The 15687-nt window shown below is 67.6% G+C and carries 14 protein-coding genes; 5 read left to right on the top strand and 9 right to left on the bottom strand.

All coding sequences use genetic code 11. From position 1 onward, the window contains the following. Window positions 1-68: 68 nt before the first annotated feature. The 5 genes from vapC to AC1HIY_RS12455 form a co-directional block, all read right to left on the bottom strand. Complete coding sequence (gene vapC, locus AC1HIY_RS12475; RefSeq protein ID WP_479577072.1) at window positions 69-461, bottom strand: type II toxin-antitoxin system VapC family toxin; 393 nt, start codon at window positions 459-461, stop codon at window positions 69-71. Further along, window positions 458-652, bottom strand: coding sequence for a type II toxin-antitoxin system VapB family antitoxin (locus AC1HIY_RS12470; protein WP_479577071.1), 195 nt, complete (start codon window positions 650-652; stop codon window positions 458-460). Before AC1HIY_RS12470 ends, vapC begins: the two co-directional genes overlap by 4 nt. Before the next feature lie 207 nt (window positions 653-859). Further along, on the bottom strand, window positions 860-1111 hold the full coding sequence (locus AC1HIY_RS12465) for a T9SS type A sorting domain-containing protein (protein ID WP_479577070.1): 252 nt from the start codon (window positions 1109-1111) through the stop codon (window positions 860-862). Next, complete coding sequence (locus tag AC1HIY_RS12460; protein WP_479577069.1) at window positions 1078-1701, bottom strand: hypothetical protein; 624 nt, start codon at window positions 1699-1701, stop codon at window positions 1078-1080. Before AC1HIY_RS12460 ends, AC1HIY_RS12465 begins: the two co-directional genes overlap by 34 nt. Window positions 1702-1963: 262 nt before the next feature. After that, window positions 1964-2893 (bottom strand): glycosyltransferase family 2 protein, encoded by a 930-nt coding sequence (locus AC1HIY_RS12455; protein ID WP_479577068.1) that lies wholly within the window; start codon window positions 2891-2893, stop codon window positions 1964-1966. A 130-nt stretch (window positions 2894-3023) separates the two neighbouring features. Between AC1HIY_RS12455 and AC1HIY_RS12450 the strand changes: the two genes are divergently transcribed. The 3 genes from AC1HIY_RS12450 to AC1HIY_RS12440 all read left to right on the top strand — a co-directional run bounded on the left by AC1HIY_RS12450 (window position 3024) and on the right by AC1HIY_RS12440 (window position 8187). Next, window positions 3024-4592: an ArnT family glycosyltransferase gene (locus AC1HIY_RS12450; protein ID WP_479577067.1), complete on the top strand. Its 1569-nt coding sequence runs from the start codon at window positions 3024-3026 to the stop codon at window positions 4590-4592. Beyond that, complete coding sequence (locus AC1HIY_RS12445) at window positions 4589-5761, top strand: glycosyltransferase (RefSeq protein ID WP_479577066.1); 1173 nt, start codon at window positions 4589-4591, stop codon at window positions 5759-5761. The genes AC1HIY_RS12450 and AC1HIY_RS12445 overlap by 4 nt, the downstream gene beginning before the upstream one ends. A gap of 245 nt (window positions 5762-6006) precedes the next feature. Beyond that, a complete protein-coding gene (locus AC1HIY_RS12440) occupies window positions 6007-8187 on the top strand; it encodes a serine carboxypeptidase (protein WP_479577065.1) in 2181 nt (726 codons plus the stop codon). A gap of 19 nt (window positions 8188-8206) precedes the next feature. Here AC1HIY_RS12440 and AC1HIY_RS12435 read toward each other — a convergent pair whose 3' ends face one another. The 3 genes from AC1HIY_RS12435 to AC1HIY_RS12425 all read right to left on the bottom strand — a co-directional run bounded on the left by AC1HIY_RS12435 (window position 8207) and on the right by AC1HIY_RS12425 (window position 11558). Next, window positions 8207-9022: an SDR family oxidoreductase gene (locus tag AC1HIY_RS12435; protein ID WP_479577064.1), complete on the bottom strand. Its 816-nt coding sequence runs from the start codon at window positions 9020-9022 to the stop codon at window positions 8207-8209. Window positions 9023-9078: 56 nt separating this feature from the next. After that, entirely contained in the window at window positions 9079-10545 is a 1467-nt protein-coding gene (locus tag AC1HIY_RS12430) for an aldehyde dehydrogenase family protein (protein WP_479577063.1), read from the bottom strand. 92 nt (window positions 10546-10637) lie between these two features. Continuing rightward, window positions 10638-11558, bottom strand: coding sequence for a R2-like ligand-binding oxidase (locus AC1HIY_RS12425; RefSeq protein ID WP_479577062.1), 921 nt, complete (start codon window positions 11556-11558; stop codon window positions 10638-10640). Between the two features lie 184 nt (window positions 11559-11742). Here AC1HIY_RS12425 and glgX point away from each other — a divergent pair, with 184 nt between their 5' ends. Both glgX and AC1HIY_RS12415 read left to right on the top strand, forming a co-directional pair. Further along, complete coding sequence (gene glgX, locus AC1HIY_RS12420) at window positions 11743-13788, top strand: glycogen debranching protein GlgX (RefSeq protein ID WP_479577061.1); 2046 nt, start codon at window positions 11743-11745, stop codon at window positions 13786-13788. Between the two features lie 20 nt (window positions 13789-13808). Next, window positions 13809-14783 (top strand): threonine ammonia-lyase, encoded by a 975-nt coding sequence (locus tag AC1HIY_RS12415; protein WP_479577060.1) that lies wholly within the window; start codon window positions 13809-13811, stop codon window positions 14781-14783. 9 nt (window positions 14784-14792) lie between these two features. On the opposite strand, the gene AC1HIY_RS12410 is transcribed toward AC1HIY_RS12415, so the two are convergent. Beyond that, the gene (locus tag AC1HIY_RS12410; RefSeq protein ID WP_479577059.1) at window positions 14793-15560 is read right to left on the bottom strand and encodes a 3-hydroxyacyl-CoA dehydrogenase; all 768 of its coding nucleotides are present in this window, start codon (window positions 15558-15560) and stop codon (window positions 14793-14795) included. Window positions 15561-15687 lie beyond the last annotated feature (127 nt).

The following is a 15687-nucleotide window of genomic DNA, read 5'->3' as shown; positions in this document are numbered from 1 at the left end:
CATCGCCCGCCCGGCTTCGGGGAACGAATGGCGGATCACCGTCTTCCGCTCTCAACAATGCTCCTTCTTCAAAGCGCTTTACGCAGCCCGAAATGCTTTACGAAGGGGAGAAAGTCCCGGTCCGAGAAAAGCAGCGGGTGGTCTTCTTCTATGCAATACGTTGCGATGATCACGTCAACCGTCTTGCGGATCGTGAGGCCGCGTTTGCGCAGGGTTCGGAACCGTTCGGCGCTGCGAAGCGCCTGCGTCACGCCCAGCATTTCGAAGACGGTCAGAGAGAGCAAGAGTTCTTTCGCGGTGGCATGATCGGCGTCGGTGCGGAAGCCCTGGAGCACTTCCGTCAAAATCAGGTCGCCGATGGCCAGCGGCTCCACGCCCAGCAGATCGTCGAGGCGGGTCGTCTCCGGGGTGTCCCGGCCGTTGAAATAATCCACCCACACGCTGGAATCGACGATGATCATGGATCCGTCCTCATGGCTTCGAGGTCGCCCTCCCAGCGCAACTTTCCCTTGAAATCCTTGATACGCTCCTGTTTTTTCAGACGCAGAAGGGTTTTCAGGCCGAGCTCGACCGCTTCGCGCTTGGTCTTGATGCCGGTCACCTTGAGGACCTCCTCCATCAGCGCGTCATCGATGACGATGTTCGTTCGCATGAGATGCTTGCCTCCCGTAAGAAAGATTGGATGTGTATAATATGTTGATTTTATACACACGTAGACGAATGGTTTCCCGGGAGCCGGGAAGCATTGCCGGGACGGTTGACGAAGACGGCGTTCCCGACACGGCATAAAAAGCGAAACGCCTGCCTCGAAAAAGAGACAGGCGTTTCGGGGAATGGCGGCGATGGGATGGACCTCCCGTCACTTCAGCACCGTCATTCGTCGGGTGGCGGTGAAGCGGCCCGCCCGGATGCGGTACAGGTACACCCCCGCGCTCAGGCCCGAGGCGTCGTACGTCTGCAACGTCACCCGCCCGGCTTCGGGGAGCGCATAGCGGATCACCGTATGCGGGTTGAAGGGGTTGGGGTAATTCTGGTCCAGCCCGTATTCGGCGGGCGTCTCGGCGGTGAGGCTCGCCGTCAGGGCCGCCGGGCTCTCCGCCGCTTCCTCCACCGACAGCGCACGTCTCCGGTCAGGGTCCGCTCCCAGTTATCGACCGAACGGCGGCGGTCGGCTCCGGCCTCCTTCTCGAACGTGAAGCCGTCCGAGTCGTCGATGGTGTCCGGGAAGGCGCCCACGTTGCCCGTTACCGTGTACGTCCCTGCCGGGAGGGCGCCGGGGACGAACTGCGTGACCGTGTGCGAGAGGCTGTCGCCGGGCGCGAGGGTGGCGGAAACCGGCCCCAGCGTCTTGCCGATGTCGCCCTTGCTGATGCGGATCCACACGTCGACCGTCTGCGCGACGGCGCTCTGGTTGATGACAAAGACGTCGAAGGCGAACGTGCCGCCTTCGGGAGGGATCACGACGGGTTCTTCCTGCGGTGTCAGGGCGATGCTCACGGGCGGCGCCTGGGTCACTTCGAGCACGATGTCGTTGGGGTTCACCAGCACCTGAAAGTCGTAGCCGGGCGGTGGGTTGACGGCATCGAACGTGCCGGCGCATCCCCCGCCACAGGTCACGATGGTGAACAGATCGCCGACGTTCGGGAAGTAGTCGTGGGCGACGGACACGTCGAGCGTGCCGCCGGTCAGCGTGACGGCCACCTGCCGCCTTCACTGTGCTGCCCGTGCGCAGAGAAGGCAACCTGCCTTTCGTGCGCCTTGTCTCGTTTGTCCTTCAGATACGGTAACTCGAGACCTCTGTTCTTCTTCCGTACAACGCATAGCGACCCGCTATGAGAAGGCGACGCACTACTACTTGTCGATGGTCTGGTTTGCCTCAGCCACGATTTGGCTGCTTTGAATGTCAATTCAACCTGATCATAGCAGAGGTGCGAGGGAAAGGGAAGGCCGCGTCGGACGAGGTTCAGGAGAGCAGGTAATGGTCGCGGCGGAGGAGGGTGCGGACGGCGCGGAGACGGCCTCGGAGCGCGTCTCGTGCGTCCGGTCGGCTCGAAAGGCCCGCGACGAGGAGCTTGCCGAAGACGGACCACCAGAACGCGGGTTTGCGAAGCGGGCTCCGGAGGTTCTTTTCGAGAAACCAGTACCGATGCACGAGCGCGTCGTGCGCCCGGCTTTCGAGCGCGTCCCGCCCCACGGGGGAGACGTGGTGGAAGAGCATCGCGCGCGGCTCGACGACGAGGCGGGCCTCGCGTCCGAGGCGGAAGGAGAGGTCGAGGTCCTCGTCGAGGGCATAGCCTTCGAGGCGGTCGTCGAAGCGGTGTCGGTCGAGGAGGGTGCGGCGGTAGGCGCACGAGCAGCCGCTCAGCCATTGGACGGGGCGCGGCGTCGGGAGCGGGAGGGTCTGCGCGGGGGAGGTGACGCCGGAGAGGAGCACGCGGCCGGGCGCCGGGTGGTCGAGGAGGAACAGGCGGCGGAGCGCCATGAGTCGACGCGGGCGAGGCGGCCCGGGTTCGATCACGCGCCCCCCCACACCGCCGACCGACGGATGGGTGAACCAGGCATTGAGAAAATGGAAATAGCCGGGCGCAAGCGTCACGTCGTCGTCGAGGAAATGGACGATCTCGATCGATGGGGGGAGATGGTCGAGCGCGAAGTTGCGTTGCCGGGCGAGCGAGGGCGCGCCGGGGAACGGGAGGTGGCGGAGGGGTGCGGCGGTGAACGTTTCCGCATGGGCGGCGTTTTGAGTGCGCGCGGGGGGATCGCTCGCGTCCACGATCATCACGCGCATCCCCGGCCCGGCCTCGGCGGCGATGCTCGCGAGCGCCCGCGTCAGGTCATCCGGACGGTTGCGGGTGCAGACGATGACGGCGTACGCCGGCGCGGAGGAGGACATGGCGGGGGGGAGCGCGGGGGAGAGTCGTGTCGTAACTTACGAAACGCGGCGTCGGGCGGAAAGGGGAACCGCGCCCGCTCGTTCGCACCCGCCCTCAGCGAAGGCGAAGGAGTCAAACACCCGGCGTACGATGAAGCGATTCAAGGCAGGTCTCGTGGTTCTGAGCCTCCTCGCCGGGGCGTCGGTGCTCATCGCGACGATGCGGTACGGCCCGGGCGTCTCTCCGGACTCGGCGATGTACGTGGCTGCTGCCCGGAGCCTCCTCGACGGCGCGGGGTTCCTCGGCTACGACGGACGGCCCGTCGCGTTCTGGCCGCCGCTCTATCCCGCCGTGCTCGCTGCCCCGGGCGCGCTTGGCTTCGGCGTGCTCGCGGCCGCCCGGTGGCTCGGCGCGGTCGTCTTCGGCCTCATCGTCTTTTTCTCGGGGAAGCTCTTCCGGGAGACCTTCCGCTCGCCCGGCCTCGTGTGGGGCGCGACGTTCGCGGTGGCGGCGGCGATGCCGCTCGTTCAGGTGAGCGTGAAGGTGTGGTCGGAGCCGCTTTTCATCCTCTTCGTCGTGCTTTTTCTCCGGGCGCTTCCCGCCTGCCTCGAAGCGCCGTCGCGCGCGCGGCTCGGCGGCCTGGCGGCGGTGACGGCGGCGGCGATGCTCGATCGGTATGCCGGGGCGGCGCTCCTCCTGACGGGCGCGGCGTTCCTCCTCGCGCATCGGGCATGGCCGCTCCGCCGGAGGCTCGGGCGGACGGTGCTCCTCGGCGCGGCTTCGGGCCTCCCGCTCGCTCTGTGGCTCCTCCGAAACGTCCGGGTGACGGGCACACTGACCGGCGCGCGCGGGGGGACGGGGCCACAGGCGTTTCCGGACGTGCTCGCCGAGAGCGCGCACACCATCGCCGCGTGGCTTATCCCCCCGGCGATGCCCGGATGGGCGCAGGCGGCGGCCCTCGTCGGCCTGGCGCTGCTCGTCGCGGCGGCTTTTTTCTCTCGCAGCGGAGAGCGGTCGGTGCGGGTTCGGCTCCGGGTCGCGCTCGGCTTCACACTTGTCTATGCGGCGTTCGTGACGGCGGCGGGCGCGGCGGGCTTGAGCGACGCGCCGAACAGTCGCCTGCTCGCGCCCCTTTTCGTGCCGCTCGTCCTCATGGCGGCCCACGGTCTCGAAGAAGCGCTCGCGGCGATGCGGCGGGCCGGTCGGCGGCGCCCGGCGCTGGTCCTCGGGGTGTGCGCGGGGCTGTGGCTCGCCTATCCGCTCGCCTCGACGGCGGCGTACGTCTACGTCCGGGCGAAGCTCGGAGGCGGAGGCTATCACACGGAAGCGTGGCGCACGTCCGCAATGGTCCGGTGGCTCGAAAAACATCCGCCCGAGGGCGTCGTCTACAGCAACCTGCCCGCCGCCGCGTACCTTTTCACCCGTCGGTATGCGCGGGCGTGGTCCCCCGCCGCCGCGCCCGAACCCGGCGCCGTGGTGCTCTGGTTCGATGACGCGGACCGCGCTGCCCGGAGCGCCGAAGCGGCCCTCGCCGAGATCCGCACGCGGCTGAACCCGGGTTCCGAAAGCGGGACCGATGCAGCGACACGGGCGCGCGTCCCGGCGGATCCGTCGTGCACCGGCGCGGCGTTCGACGCCGACATGCGGGTGCGCCTCGAACGCGTGCGCGCCTTCGCCGACGGATGTGTCTATCGCCTGAAAGACGAAAACGCCCGATGACGCCTCGAAAAGCCCGAATCGTTCACCTCACGACGGTGCATCCCCTCCGGGATCCTCGCATCTTCGACAAGGAGGCGTACACGCTGAAGGAGGCAGGCTTCGACGTGCGCGTGGTGGCTCCGCATGCCCGCTCCGAGGGGATCGCCGGGCTGCCGGTGACGGCGCTCGACCCGGCCGGGGGACGCCTCCGGCGCGTGGCGCGGCTGCGCGCGGCCTTCCGAGTCGCCCGGGCACTGGAGGCCGATGTGTATCATATCCACGACCCCGAACTGATCCCCGTCGCGCACCGGCTTCGGCGCGTCACGAAGGCGCGCGTGGTCTACGACATGCACGAGGATTACGGCGCGCGCGGCGGCGTCGAGGGGCGCGCGCTTCGGGCGCTCGAACGGTGGTGCTTCCGGTGGGTCGATCACGTCGTCCTGGCCGAGGAAAGCTATCGCGCCCTCGTCCCCGCAGCCTCCGTGCCCGCGACGGTCATCCTCAACTATTTCCGCCCGCCCGAGACGCCGCCGCCGCTCCCGAAGACGCCGCCGAAAGATGCATTCGAACTGCTCTATACGGGGACGCAGGGCCGGGCGCGCGGCCTCGACGTTATGCTCGACGTGGCGAAAATTGCCCGGGAGGAAGGATTGCCGTGGCGGCTCACGCTCGCGGGCGTCTGCCGTATCGCTGCCGACCGCGCCGCCGCCGAGACGCGTATCCGAGGCGAGCGTCTGAGCGGGATCGTCCGCCGCGACGGATGGGAAAGCTATCTTCCGTGGGTGCAGATGGAGCCGCATTACCACGCGGCGCACGTGGGGCTGGCGCTCCTTCGCCCGGAGCCGAACTACGTCGAGACGATCCCGACGAAGTTTTACGAGTACCTCCACTACGGCCTGCCTATCCTGTGTTCGGACTTTCCCCGGTGGCGCGCCTTCGTGGAGCGGCACGGGTGCGGCGCCGTGGTCGATCCCCGGGATGCGGAAGCCGTGGTGCGGGTGCTCCGGTCGTGGTTCGAGCAGCCGGAGCGGTATGCCCTTCTCTCCGCCGCCGCCGCGCGCGCCGCGCCCCGCTATCACTGGGATGCCATGGGCGAGCGGCTCGTCTCGCTGTACGTGCGGCTGTTGGCGTCGCCTCCCCGCCCGCGCCGGTCGCCGGACCACGAGAAGCCCGCCCCGGGAGCGTTTTAGACCGGTGTGGATGGCGTCTCGTATGCGGGAAATTGGTTCCGGCGTCGGCATCTATCCCTGACGCCGGACCGAAGGCGCAACGAGTTTTTCGAGCGTGTAAGGGCTCGCCCGACGCGTTCTTTCGGCGGTTCCCCCACGGCCGTCGGTGGAGGTCGCTCGGCAGCCGGAGCCGGGGTGGAAGGCTATACTGTGGGTCCCGGATACACCATCGGATCGGCGAAGCGGACCTCGAAACTGGAAGGCCCATGAAAGACCTCCTCATCATTGACCTTGACGGGGGCGAGGAGACCCTCACGACGACGTTCCTCGGCCACAAACTCCGGCTCCACCGGGTCGGGAGCGGCGGCGAGTTGGAACGCATCCGAGAACGGATCGCGGCTTTCGACGGGGCGGTGGACGCCATCGCGCTCGACGGCATCCCGGTGTGGCTGAGCCTCGGACGCGCGCGCGTCCGGCATGCCGAAGGCGGCGAGCTTCCCGCGCTCGCGCGCAAGACGCCGGTGGTGGACGGAAGCGGCATCCGCGCCGGACTCGAACGGTGGGGCGTGCTCCTCGCCGACCGGCGCGAACCGGGCATCTTCAGCCAGAAGCACGTCCTCATGACGCCCGGTCTCAACCATTCGGGCCTCGCCGACGCACTTCGGAGGCGCAGCCCGCACGTCCGCTATGCCGACCCGGCGCTGTTCTTCGGGCTCCCGCCCGCGCCGGGCGTGGGGAGTCCCCGGACGCTTCCGAAAGCCGCAGCCCCGACGCTCGAACACCTCAAGGACGCCCCGTTCGATCGCCTCGGCTTCCGCGCGGGCAGCCTCGCGCAGGCGCGGGCAGCCTCGCTTTTTCGGTGGGCCGACGTGCTCGCCGGCGATGTCGCGGCCATCCGCCGGTCGGCGCCCGAGCGCCTCGCGCACAAGACCGTGGTGGTGGAATCGGCGACGGAGGCGGACCTCGACGACCTCCGCCGGCGCGGCGTCGACATCGTGGTGACGATGATGCCCCCCTTCGGAGCGGCCGACGGCCTCGGCCGGCACTCCGCCGCCGTCGTGGAGGCGGCCCTCGCGGCGCTCCGTCCGGATCCGGGCCTCCCGCTCTCCGAAGACACGTACCTCGACCTCATGGCCGAATTGACGTGGACGCCCCACATCCGCTACCTCCAGCCCGAAACCGCCGGCATCAACCGGTTCGCCTTCGTCATCCATCCCCTCAGCGTCGACTTTATCCACAAGGACCCCCGTTTCCGGTGGACGCGCCTGCTGCCCGACGCCCTCGTCGAGGCGGTGGCGGCGTATCTGCCGCCGTTGTATCTCTCGAAGATCACCGGCATACGGTCGCCGGCGACGGGCCGGCGCGCCGAGGGGTTTCTTTTCGCGCTCGGCGCCACACCCCGACAGATGCTCCGGCACGGCGAACGCTTCACGTACAACCGGCTGAACAGGGCGGCGAAGATGGCCCAACGCCGGGGGGCGCGGCTGATGGGGCTCGGCGCGTTCACGAGCGTCGTCGGAGACGCGGGCATCACCGTGGCGCACGAAAACGACATCGCCATCACGAGCGGGAACAGCCTGACCGTGGCCGCCACGCTCGAAGCCGCCAAAGAGGCCGTGCGGAAGATGGGCAAGACGGACCTTACGCAGGGCAAGGCCATGGTCATCGGCGCGACGGGCTCCATCGGCGCCGTGTGCGCGCGGCTGCTCGCGCAGGCCGTCGGCGACGTGGCGCTCGTCTCCATCGAGCCCGAACGCCTCATCGACCTCAAACGGAAGATCCTCGCCGAGACCCCCGACGCGCGCGTGGCCATCGCGACGAAGGCCGACGACCTCGTGGGCGACTGCGACCTCGTCGTCACCGCCACCTCCGCCTTCGGCCGGCGCGTCCTCGACGTGACGCAGTGCAAGCCCGGCGCGGTCATCTGCGACGTGGCCCGCCCGCCCGACGTCAACCCCGCCGAAGCCGCCCTCCGCCCGGACGTGCTCGTCATCGAGAGCGGTGAGGTGCTCATCCCCGGCGACGTCGACTTCGGATACGACATCGGGCTCCCGCCCGGAACGGCGTATGCCTGCCTCTCCGAGACGGCCCTCCTCGCCCTGGAAGGGCGTTTCGAGGACTATACCCTCGGGCGAAACCTCGAGATCGAAAAGGTGAAGGAGATGTACCGCCTCTTCAAAAAACACGACTTCCGGATTGCCGGGCTCCGGTCCTTCGGGAAATACATCACCGATGCGGACGTGGCCGAGAAGCGCGCCCTCGCCGAGCGGCTCCGGAACGACCCGGCCCTTTTCGAGCGGACGAAGGCCGAGGCAGCGGCGCGGCTCGCCCGCATCCCCGTCATGGCGAAGGGCGTCCGGGCGCGGCGGAAGCATGGCGCGCGCCCGTGGCTGCTGGCCGCCGCCCTCGGAGCAGGCGTGTTCCTTGCCCGGAAACGGCGTCGGTGAGCAGCCCGGGCTTCCGGGGTCATCGGCCCGCGCGGCCCCGGAACTCGTCCATCGTCTTGTTGATGCCGAAGAAGGAGAGGAGCGTGTCGAAAAGACCGACGGGGAGCAGGCGGAGCGGGTACACGGAATAGACGAAGCGCGGCATGATGAGCCGCCCTTTCTTCTTTCGCACGGCCTCGACGATGCGCCGCGCGGCGTACTCGGGCTTGAGGATGGGCAACAGCCACGGAAAGCGCGTCTTCACCCCGGCGAACATGCCCGTGTCGATGTAAAACGGGCACACGACCGTCGTGTGGATGGGATAGCCGAGGCGTTTGCATTCGAGCCGGAGCGACTCGTCGAAGCCGACGGCGGCGAACTTGCTCGAGCAGTAGTCCGTCATGCGCGCCGTGCCGACGAGGCCGCCCGCCGAAGCGATGGTGACCACGTGCCCGCCGCCGTGCTCGATCATGCCCGGCAAAAAGGCTTTCGTCGTCCAGAAGAGCGCCAGTGTGTTGACGGCGAAGGTCCGCTCGATGTTTTCGTCCGGGATCTCGAGGAGCGGTCGTCCGGAGACGATGCCGGCATTGTTGACGAGCACGTCGACGTGGCCGAAGGCGTCGCGGACGGCTTCGGCGGCGGCATAGACGGCCTCGCGGTCGGTGAGGTCGCACACGAACGTGCCGTGTGTGCCGGAGAAGACGCCGAGTTCGTCTTCGAGCGCCGCGAGGCCCGCCGCGTTGACGTCCCATGCGATGATGTTCGCGCCGCCGCGGGCGAAGTCGAGCGCCATGAGCCGACCGATGCCGCTCGCCGCGCCCGTGATGAGGATGTTCTGGTTCTGGAAATCGGACAAGGGTGTGTGGGGTTGTGTGGGGGAAAGAGCGAGGGAGCGCCGGTCGCGCCTCCGGTTCATGCTCCGAGGAGCTTGAACATCGCGTTGATCAATTTTCGGGTCGTCTTCGTGTACGGGGGGTAGAAATGCTTGAACGGGCCGTTTTTGAGCTTCTGCCGGAGGACGGGCCGCTCGTTCGTGAAGGCGAGGAAATTGTGGTAGCCGTGCGCCTGTCCCATGCCGCTCGTGCCGACGCCGCCGAAGGGCAGCTCGGGGTGCAAGAAGTGGAGCAGGGTGTCGTTGATGCACGTGCCGCCCGCCGTGGTGTGGCTGAGGAGGTACTCGATGTTTCGGTCGTTGTGGCTGAAGATGTACAGCGCGAGCGGTCGCTCGTGATCGTCGAGCGCGGCGACGACCTCGTCGAGCGTGCGAAACTTGAGCACGGGCAGCACCGGACCGAAGATCTCCTCGCGCATGACCTGCGCTTCGGGCGGCACGTCGGTCAGCACGGTCGGGTCGATGAAACGCTCTTCGGAGCGGCTCGTCCCGCCCGTGGCGGCCGTGGCGCCCTTCTCGATGGCCTCCTCGTACATCTCCGTCAGCCGCGCGTGATGCCGGTCGCTGATGATGCGCGCATAGTCCGCACTGGAGGCCCGCGCCTCGGCGCTCTCGCCGTAGAACGCGTGGATCTTCTCCCGAAGCGCCTCCACGAAAGCATCATGGATCGACTCGTGGACGTACACGTAGTCCGGCGCGATGCACGTTTGCCCTTTGTTTGTGAACTTGCCGTAGGCGATCTTCGCCGCCGCCTCCCGGACGTCCGCCGTCTCGTCGAGGATCGTGGGCGATTTGCCGCCGAGTTCGAGCGTGACGGAGGCGAGGTGCTCGGCGGCGGCGCGCATGACGATCTTGCCGACCTCGGTGCTTCCGGTGAAATAGATGTGGTCGAAGGGAAGTTCGAGCAGGGCCTGCGCCACCCGGTGGTCGCCTTCGAAAAGCGCCACCTCGTCCTCGGGGAAAACCTCGGCGAGGATCGCCTTCATGAGCCGCGTCGTCTCCGGGCAGTATTCGGACGGTTTGATGATGGCCGTGCATCCCGCCGCCACCGCGCCCACGAGCGGGCCGAAGGTCAGGTTCACCGGGTAGTTCCACGGCGAGATGATCAGCCCGCGTCCCTTCGGCTCATATCGGATCTCGGAAGAGGTGCCGAGCAACGTCAGCGGCGTGCGGACCTTCTTCGGGCGCATCCACTTCCCGAGGTGTTCCACGGTATGCTTGATCTCCACGAGCACCGTTCCGATCTCGGTCAGGTCCACCTCTTCGGGCGCTTTGTGGAAGTCGGTGAAGAGGGCGTCGCGGAGGTCCTGTCGGTGGGCGAGGATGGTCTTGCGGAACCGTTTGAGCTTGGCGATGCGCTCTTCGGCGCTGGTGTTTCGGAGGCGCTGGAGGCTGCCTTTCTGAAGCTCGAAGATGCGCCGGATCTCCGTCGTGGGTACGTCGGGAAGGCTGCCGGCGGGAGAGGGGGGCTGCGTGATCGTTTCCATACTGCTCTCGGTTGATGATCGTCCGTCGCGCCTTTTTCTCGGAACCGCGCGACGCGCGCGCGTCGTCCCCTGCTATGGGAGGGCCACACGCATCAGTTTTGTACGTCGGGGTCGGGAGCAGGCTCCCGGTAGAGCACCTCGTCGAGGGACTGGCGGCGGGCCTTTTCGAGCCGGACGAGGCGTTTTTGAAACTGGTTCATCGCGTAGTCGGCGAATTCTTCCGGGTCGAGGTCGAAGGGGATGTGGCCGTGCACGCGCTCGAGGCGTTCGAAGCCCTCGACGAAGACGCCCACCGCCACGGGCATGAGCGCGGTCATCTTGGCCTGGATGGCCTGCCATAGAGCGTCGCCGTGCGCGGCGATGAGGCGGGCGAGGAGGTAGACGCCATACCGGATGTGGCGGCCTTCGTCCCGTTGCACGTGTTCGATGCCCTCGCGCATGCCGGGCATGATCCCGCGGCGGCGCAGGATGGTGTACCAGCTGTGATAGCCCGTCTCGGCCAGCACCCCCTCGACGATCATGTTGTACACGACGGAGGCTTCGGCCTGGGCTTCGGGCGAGGCGTCGACGTAGAGGCGGCGCATGGCGCGGGGCAGCTCGTGGCCGAAGAGGCGGCGGTAGTTTTCCCCCTGATAGTGATGGAGGTCCTCGTGCCCGCCCACCACCTCGGCGAAGAAACGGTCGAAGAGATCGACGTGTTTGGCCTCCTCCCAGAGGAAAGAGGTCAGGTAGATTTCGTCTTCGAGATAGCCGTCTTCGGCGACGGCCCGAAGGAGCGGCAAGAGGTCGAGCGTGACGGCCTCCTCGCCGGCCATGAAGAGCGCCGCCAGTTGCATGAGCATGTCGCGCTCGGGCGGCGCGAGGCCCCGCCAGTCTTCGGCGTCGCGTCCGAGGTCGAAGTCGTCCGGGTTCCAGACGCCGAGGCGTTTGGCTTTGCGCCAGAGCCGAAGGGCGGTGTGCCGACGGTCGAGGCCGCCGGAGGTGAGGGTGCGATAGGTGGTGCGGGTCGACATGAGATCAAGGGATCGAGTGAGCGCGTTTCGGAAAGTACGACATCACCGAACCATCTGCCCGCCCGGGGCGTCGCCGGTGGAAGGGCGCTGCGAAAAAACGACGTCCGGTGGTCGAATGGTGGCTTCGGTTCCGGCGAGGCCCTACCTTGCGGCGTCGTTTTCATCCCCCTGGCCCCTTCACGCGATGCCTTCCGACGTTTTGCCCGGCAAAGCCTATCCCCTCGGCGCGACCGTCCGGGACGGCGGGGTGAATTTCTCCGTCCATTCGAAGCACGCCACGGCCGTCGAACTGCTCTTTTTCGACGACGTGGACGACGGTCGTCCGAGCCGCGTCATCCGCCTCGATCCCAGGGTCAACAAGACGTACTATTACTGGCACGTCTTCGTGCCGGGCATCGCAGCCGGACAATGCTACGGCTTCCGCGTCTACGGCCCCTATCGCCCCGAACAGGGGCTTCGGTTCGACGGGACGAAGCTGCTCCTCGACCCCTATGCGCGCGCCATCGACGTGGGCGAAAACTACGAGCGGGAGGCGGCCATCCGCCCCGGCGACAACTGCGCGCACGCCATGAAGAGCGTCGTCGTGGATCCGGATGCGTACGACTGGGAAGGAGACGAACCGCTCAATCGCCCGTATGCGAGCACGGTCATTTATGAGATGCACGTGGGCGGCTTCACCCGGCATCCGACCTCCGGCATCGCGCCTGAACGGCGGGGCACGTACGCGGGGCTCGTCGAGAAAATCCCTTATCTGAAAGCGCTCGGCATCACGGCGGTGGAACTCATGCCCGTGCAGCAGTTCGACGAACAGGACGCGCCGCCGCCGCTGAAAAACTACTGGGGCTACAACCCGGTCGGCTTTTTCGCCCCGCATGGCGGATACAGTTCCCGCCGCGACCCGCTCGGTCCGGTGGAGGAGTTCCGAGACATGGTGAAGGCGCTTCACGCCGCCGGCATCGAGGTCATCCTCGACGTGGTCTTCAACCACACCGCCGAGGGCGATCACCGGGGACCGACGCTCTGCTTTCGCGGCTTCGAAAACCTGACGTACTATCACCTCATGCCGGACCTCCGGTATTATGCCAACTATACCGGCACGGGCAACACCTTCAACGCCAACCACTCCATCGTGCGGCGGCTCATCCGGGAATGCCTGCGGTACTGGGTGATCGAGATGCACGTGGATGGCTTTCGCTTCGACCTGGCCTCCGTGCTCGCGCGCGACGAGGACGGGAAGCCGCTCGAAAACCCGCCGATCCTGTGGTCCATCGAGTCCGACCCGGTGCTGGCCGGGACAAAGATCATCGCCGAGGCGTGGGATGCCGGGGGGCTCTATCAGGTCGGTTCGTTCGTCGGGCACCGGTGGGCCGAGTGGAACGGGCCGTTCCGCGACGACGTGCGGCGCTTCGTCCGGGGCGATGAAGGGATGGCCGGCAAGATGGCCGCGCGCGTTTCCGGAAGCCCCGACATCTTCCGGGAAAAGGACCGCGACCCCAACCGCTCGATCAACTTCGTGACCTGCCACGACGGCTTCACGATGAATGACCTGGTCTCGTATAACCGAAAGCACAACGAAGCCAACGGCGAGGACAATCGCGACGGCATGGACGAGAATTACAGCTGGAATTGCGGCGTCGAAGGACCGACCGACGACCCGGCGGTGGAGGCGCTCCGGCTGCGGCAGATCAAGAACTTTTTCACCATCCTCCTGCTCTCGCAGGGCACGCCGATGCTCCTCATGGGCGATGAGGTCCGGCGCACCCAGCGGGGCAACAACAACGCCTATTGCCAGGACAACGAGATCAGCTGGTTCGACTGGCGCGGCCTCGAACGGCACGCCGGATTGCTCCGCTTCGTTCAGGGACTGATCCGGCTCAACCTCACGCACGAGGCGTTTCAACAGGAGCGCTTCTGGACGCAGGACCACCGTCACAAAGGAGAAAGCCTGACGTGGCACGGCGTCAAACTGCACCGGCCCGACTGGTCGTATTTCTCGCACACGCTCGCCTTCACCCTGCGCGACGGCGAGCATCTCCACTTCATGCTCAACGCCTTCTGGGAGCCGCTCGCCTTCGAACTGCCGCCGTCGCTGGGGGCGCCCTGGCGTCGCATCGTGGATACCGCCCGCGCCGCCCCGGATGACTTTTGCGACCCCGAAAAGGCCCCGCGCGTCGAGGGTGCGACGTATGAGCTCGCCCCGCGCTCGGTGGTCGTTCTCATGGCCGTGTGACGTTCCCGACCCCCGCTCCCATGCTCGACCCGAACCTCATCGACGAAGCTTCCGCCTTCCTCCGTCCGCTCGTTCGCCGCACCCCTCTGGAGCCTTCGCCGGAGCTCTCGGAGCGGCTGGGCGTGCCGGTCTCGCTCAAGCTCGAATGCCTTCAGGTCACGGGCTCGTTCAAGGTGCGCGGCGCGCTCTTCGCCCTCTCGAAGCTCCCCGAAGATGCGCGGCGGCGCGGCGTGGCCACGTGCTCGGCAGGCAACCACGGTAAAGGCCTCGCGTACGCCGCGCGGCGCATGGGCATCCCGGCGACGATCTACGTGCCCGCGAGCGTGGACGCCTCGAAACACCGGGCGATGGTGAAGATGGGCGCGCGGGTGATCCGCTCCGCCTTCCCCGGCTACGACGATACCGAAGCGTGGGCGCTCGAAGAGGCCGCCCGCGCCGGGCTGCCGTTCGTGAGCGCGTACGACGACGACCTTATCATGGCGGGCAACGGCGGCTCGGTGGCCGTGGAGGTGTGCGAGGAGGCGCCGGAGGCGACGACGTTCGTGCTGCCGGTGGGCGGCGGCGGGCTCGCGGGCGGCTTTGCGTATTTCGTGAAAGCCCACTGTCCGGAGGCGCGGGTCGTCGCGTGCCAGCACGAGGGTTCTCCGGCGCTGCTTCGCTCGCTCGAACGTGGGGCGGCGGTGACGGAGATGCCCGCCGTCGAGACGCTTGCGGCGGGGCTCGAAGGCGGTCTCGGGGCGCGACCCTTCGCCGTGCTCCGGCGCCGCGTCGACCACGTGGCGCTAGTCTCCGAGGAAGCCATCCGGGCAGGCGTCCGGTGGATGCTCGACCGGCATCAATACCTCGTCGAGCCGTCGTCCGCAGTCACCGTCGCGGCGTGCCTCGCGGGCGACCTTCCCGCGCCCGACGGGCCGGTGGTCGTCGTTCTCTCCGGGCGAAACGTGAGCCTGCCGGTGCTTCGGGACCTCCTGAACGACGCGCCGGACGCCGCCTGAGACGACCGCTTATCTCGGAGCCATACGGATGGCCCCGTCGAGGCGGATCGTCGTGCCGTTGAGCATCACGTTTTCGAAGATGTGCGCGGCGAGGGCGGCGTACTCCGAAGGACGTCCGAGGCGCGGGGGGAAGGGGACCTGCTGTCCGAGCGAGGCTTTCACGTCGTCCGGCATGCCGGCCACCATCGGCGTTTCGAAGACGCCCGGCGCGATGGTCATCACGCGGATGCCGTGGCGGGCGAGGTCGCGGGCGAGCGGGAGCGTCATCCCCACGACGCCGCCTTTCGAAGCCGAGTATGCGGCCTGTCCGATCTGCCCGTCGAAGGCCGCCACGGACGCCGTATTCACGACCACCCCGCGTTCGCCTTCGTCGTTCGGCGTGTTCTCGGCCATTCGGGCGGCGGCGAGACGGATCACGTTGAAGGTGCCGATGAGGTTGACCTGAATCACCTGTGTGAAGCTCGCGAGGTCGTGCGGCCCGCGCTTGCCGAGGATGCGCCGTCCGAGCACGATGCCCGCGCAGTTGACCACGCCGTCGAGCCCGCCGTAACGCTCGTCCGCCGCCTCGACGGCCGCCCGGACGCTCACCTCGTCCGTCACGTCGGTCTCGACGAAGAGCGCCCGCTCGCCGAGGCGGTCGGCCTGTGCGGCGCCCGTCTCGGGGTTTCGTTCGGCGATGACCACGTTCCCGCCCCCGGCGACCAGGCGCTCTGCCGTCGCCGCCCCGAGGCCCGAACCGCCGCCGGTCACGAGGAAGGTATGTCCCTGAATCTGCATGATGGTCTCTCGGATGATGGAGGAGAAAAGCGCTTCCGGATCGAGGCAAAGATACGATCCGCTCCGGTGAAGGACGGGCGAAAAAGGCGACGCGGCGCCGGTTCGGAGGGACTCGTTGCGAGTGGCA

This window comes from Rhodocaloribacter sp. (assembly GCF_056451265.1).
This window is presented reverse-complemented; position numbering and strand designations above follow the sequence as displayed.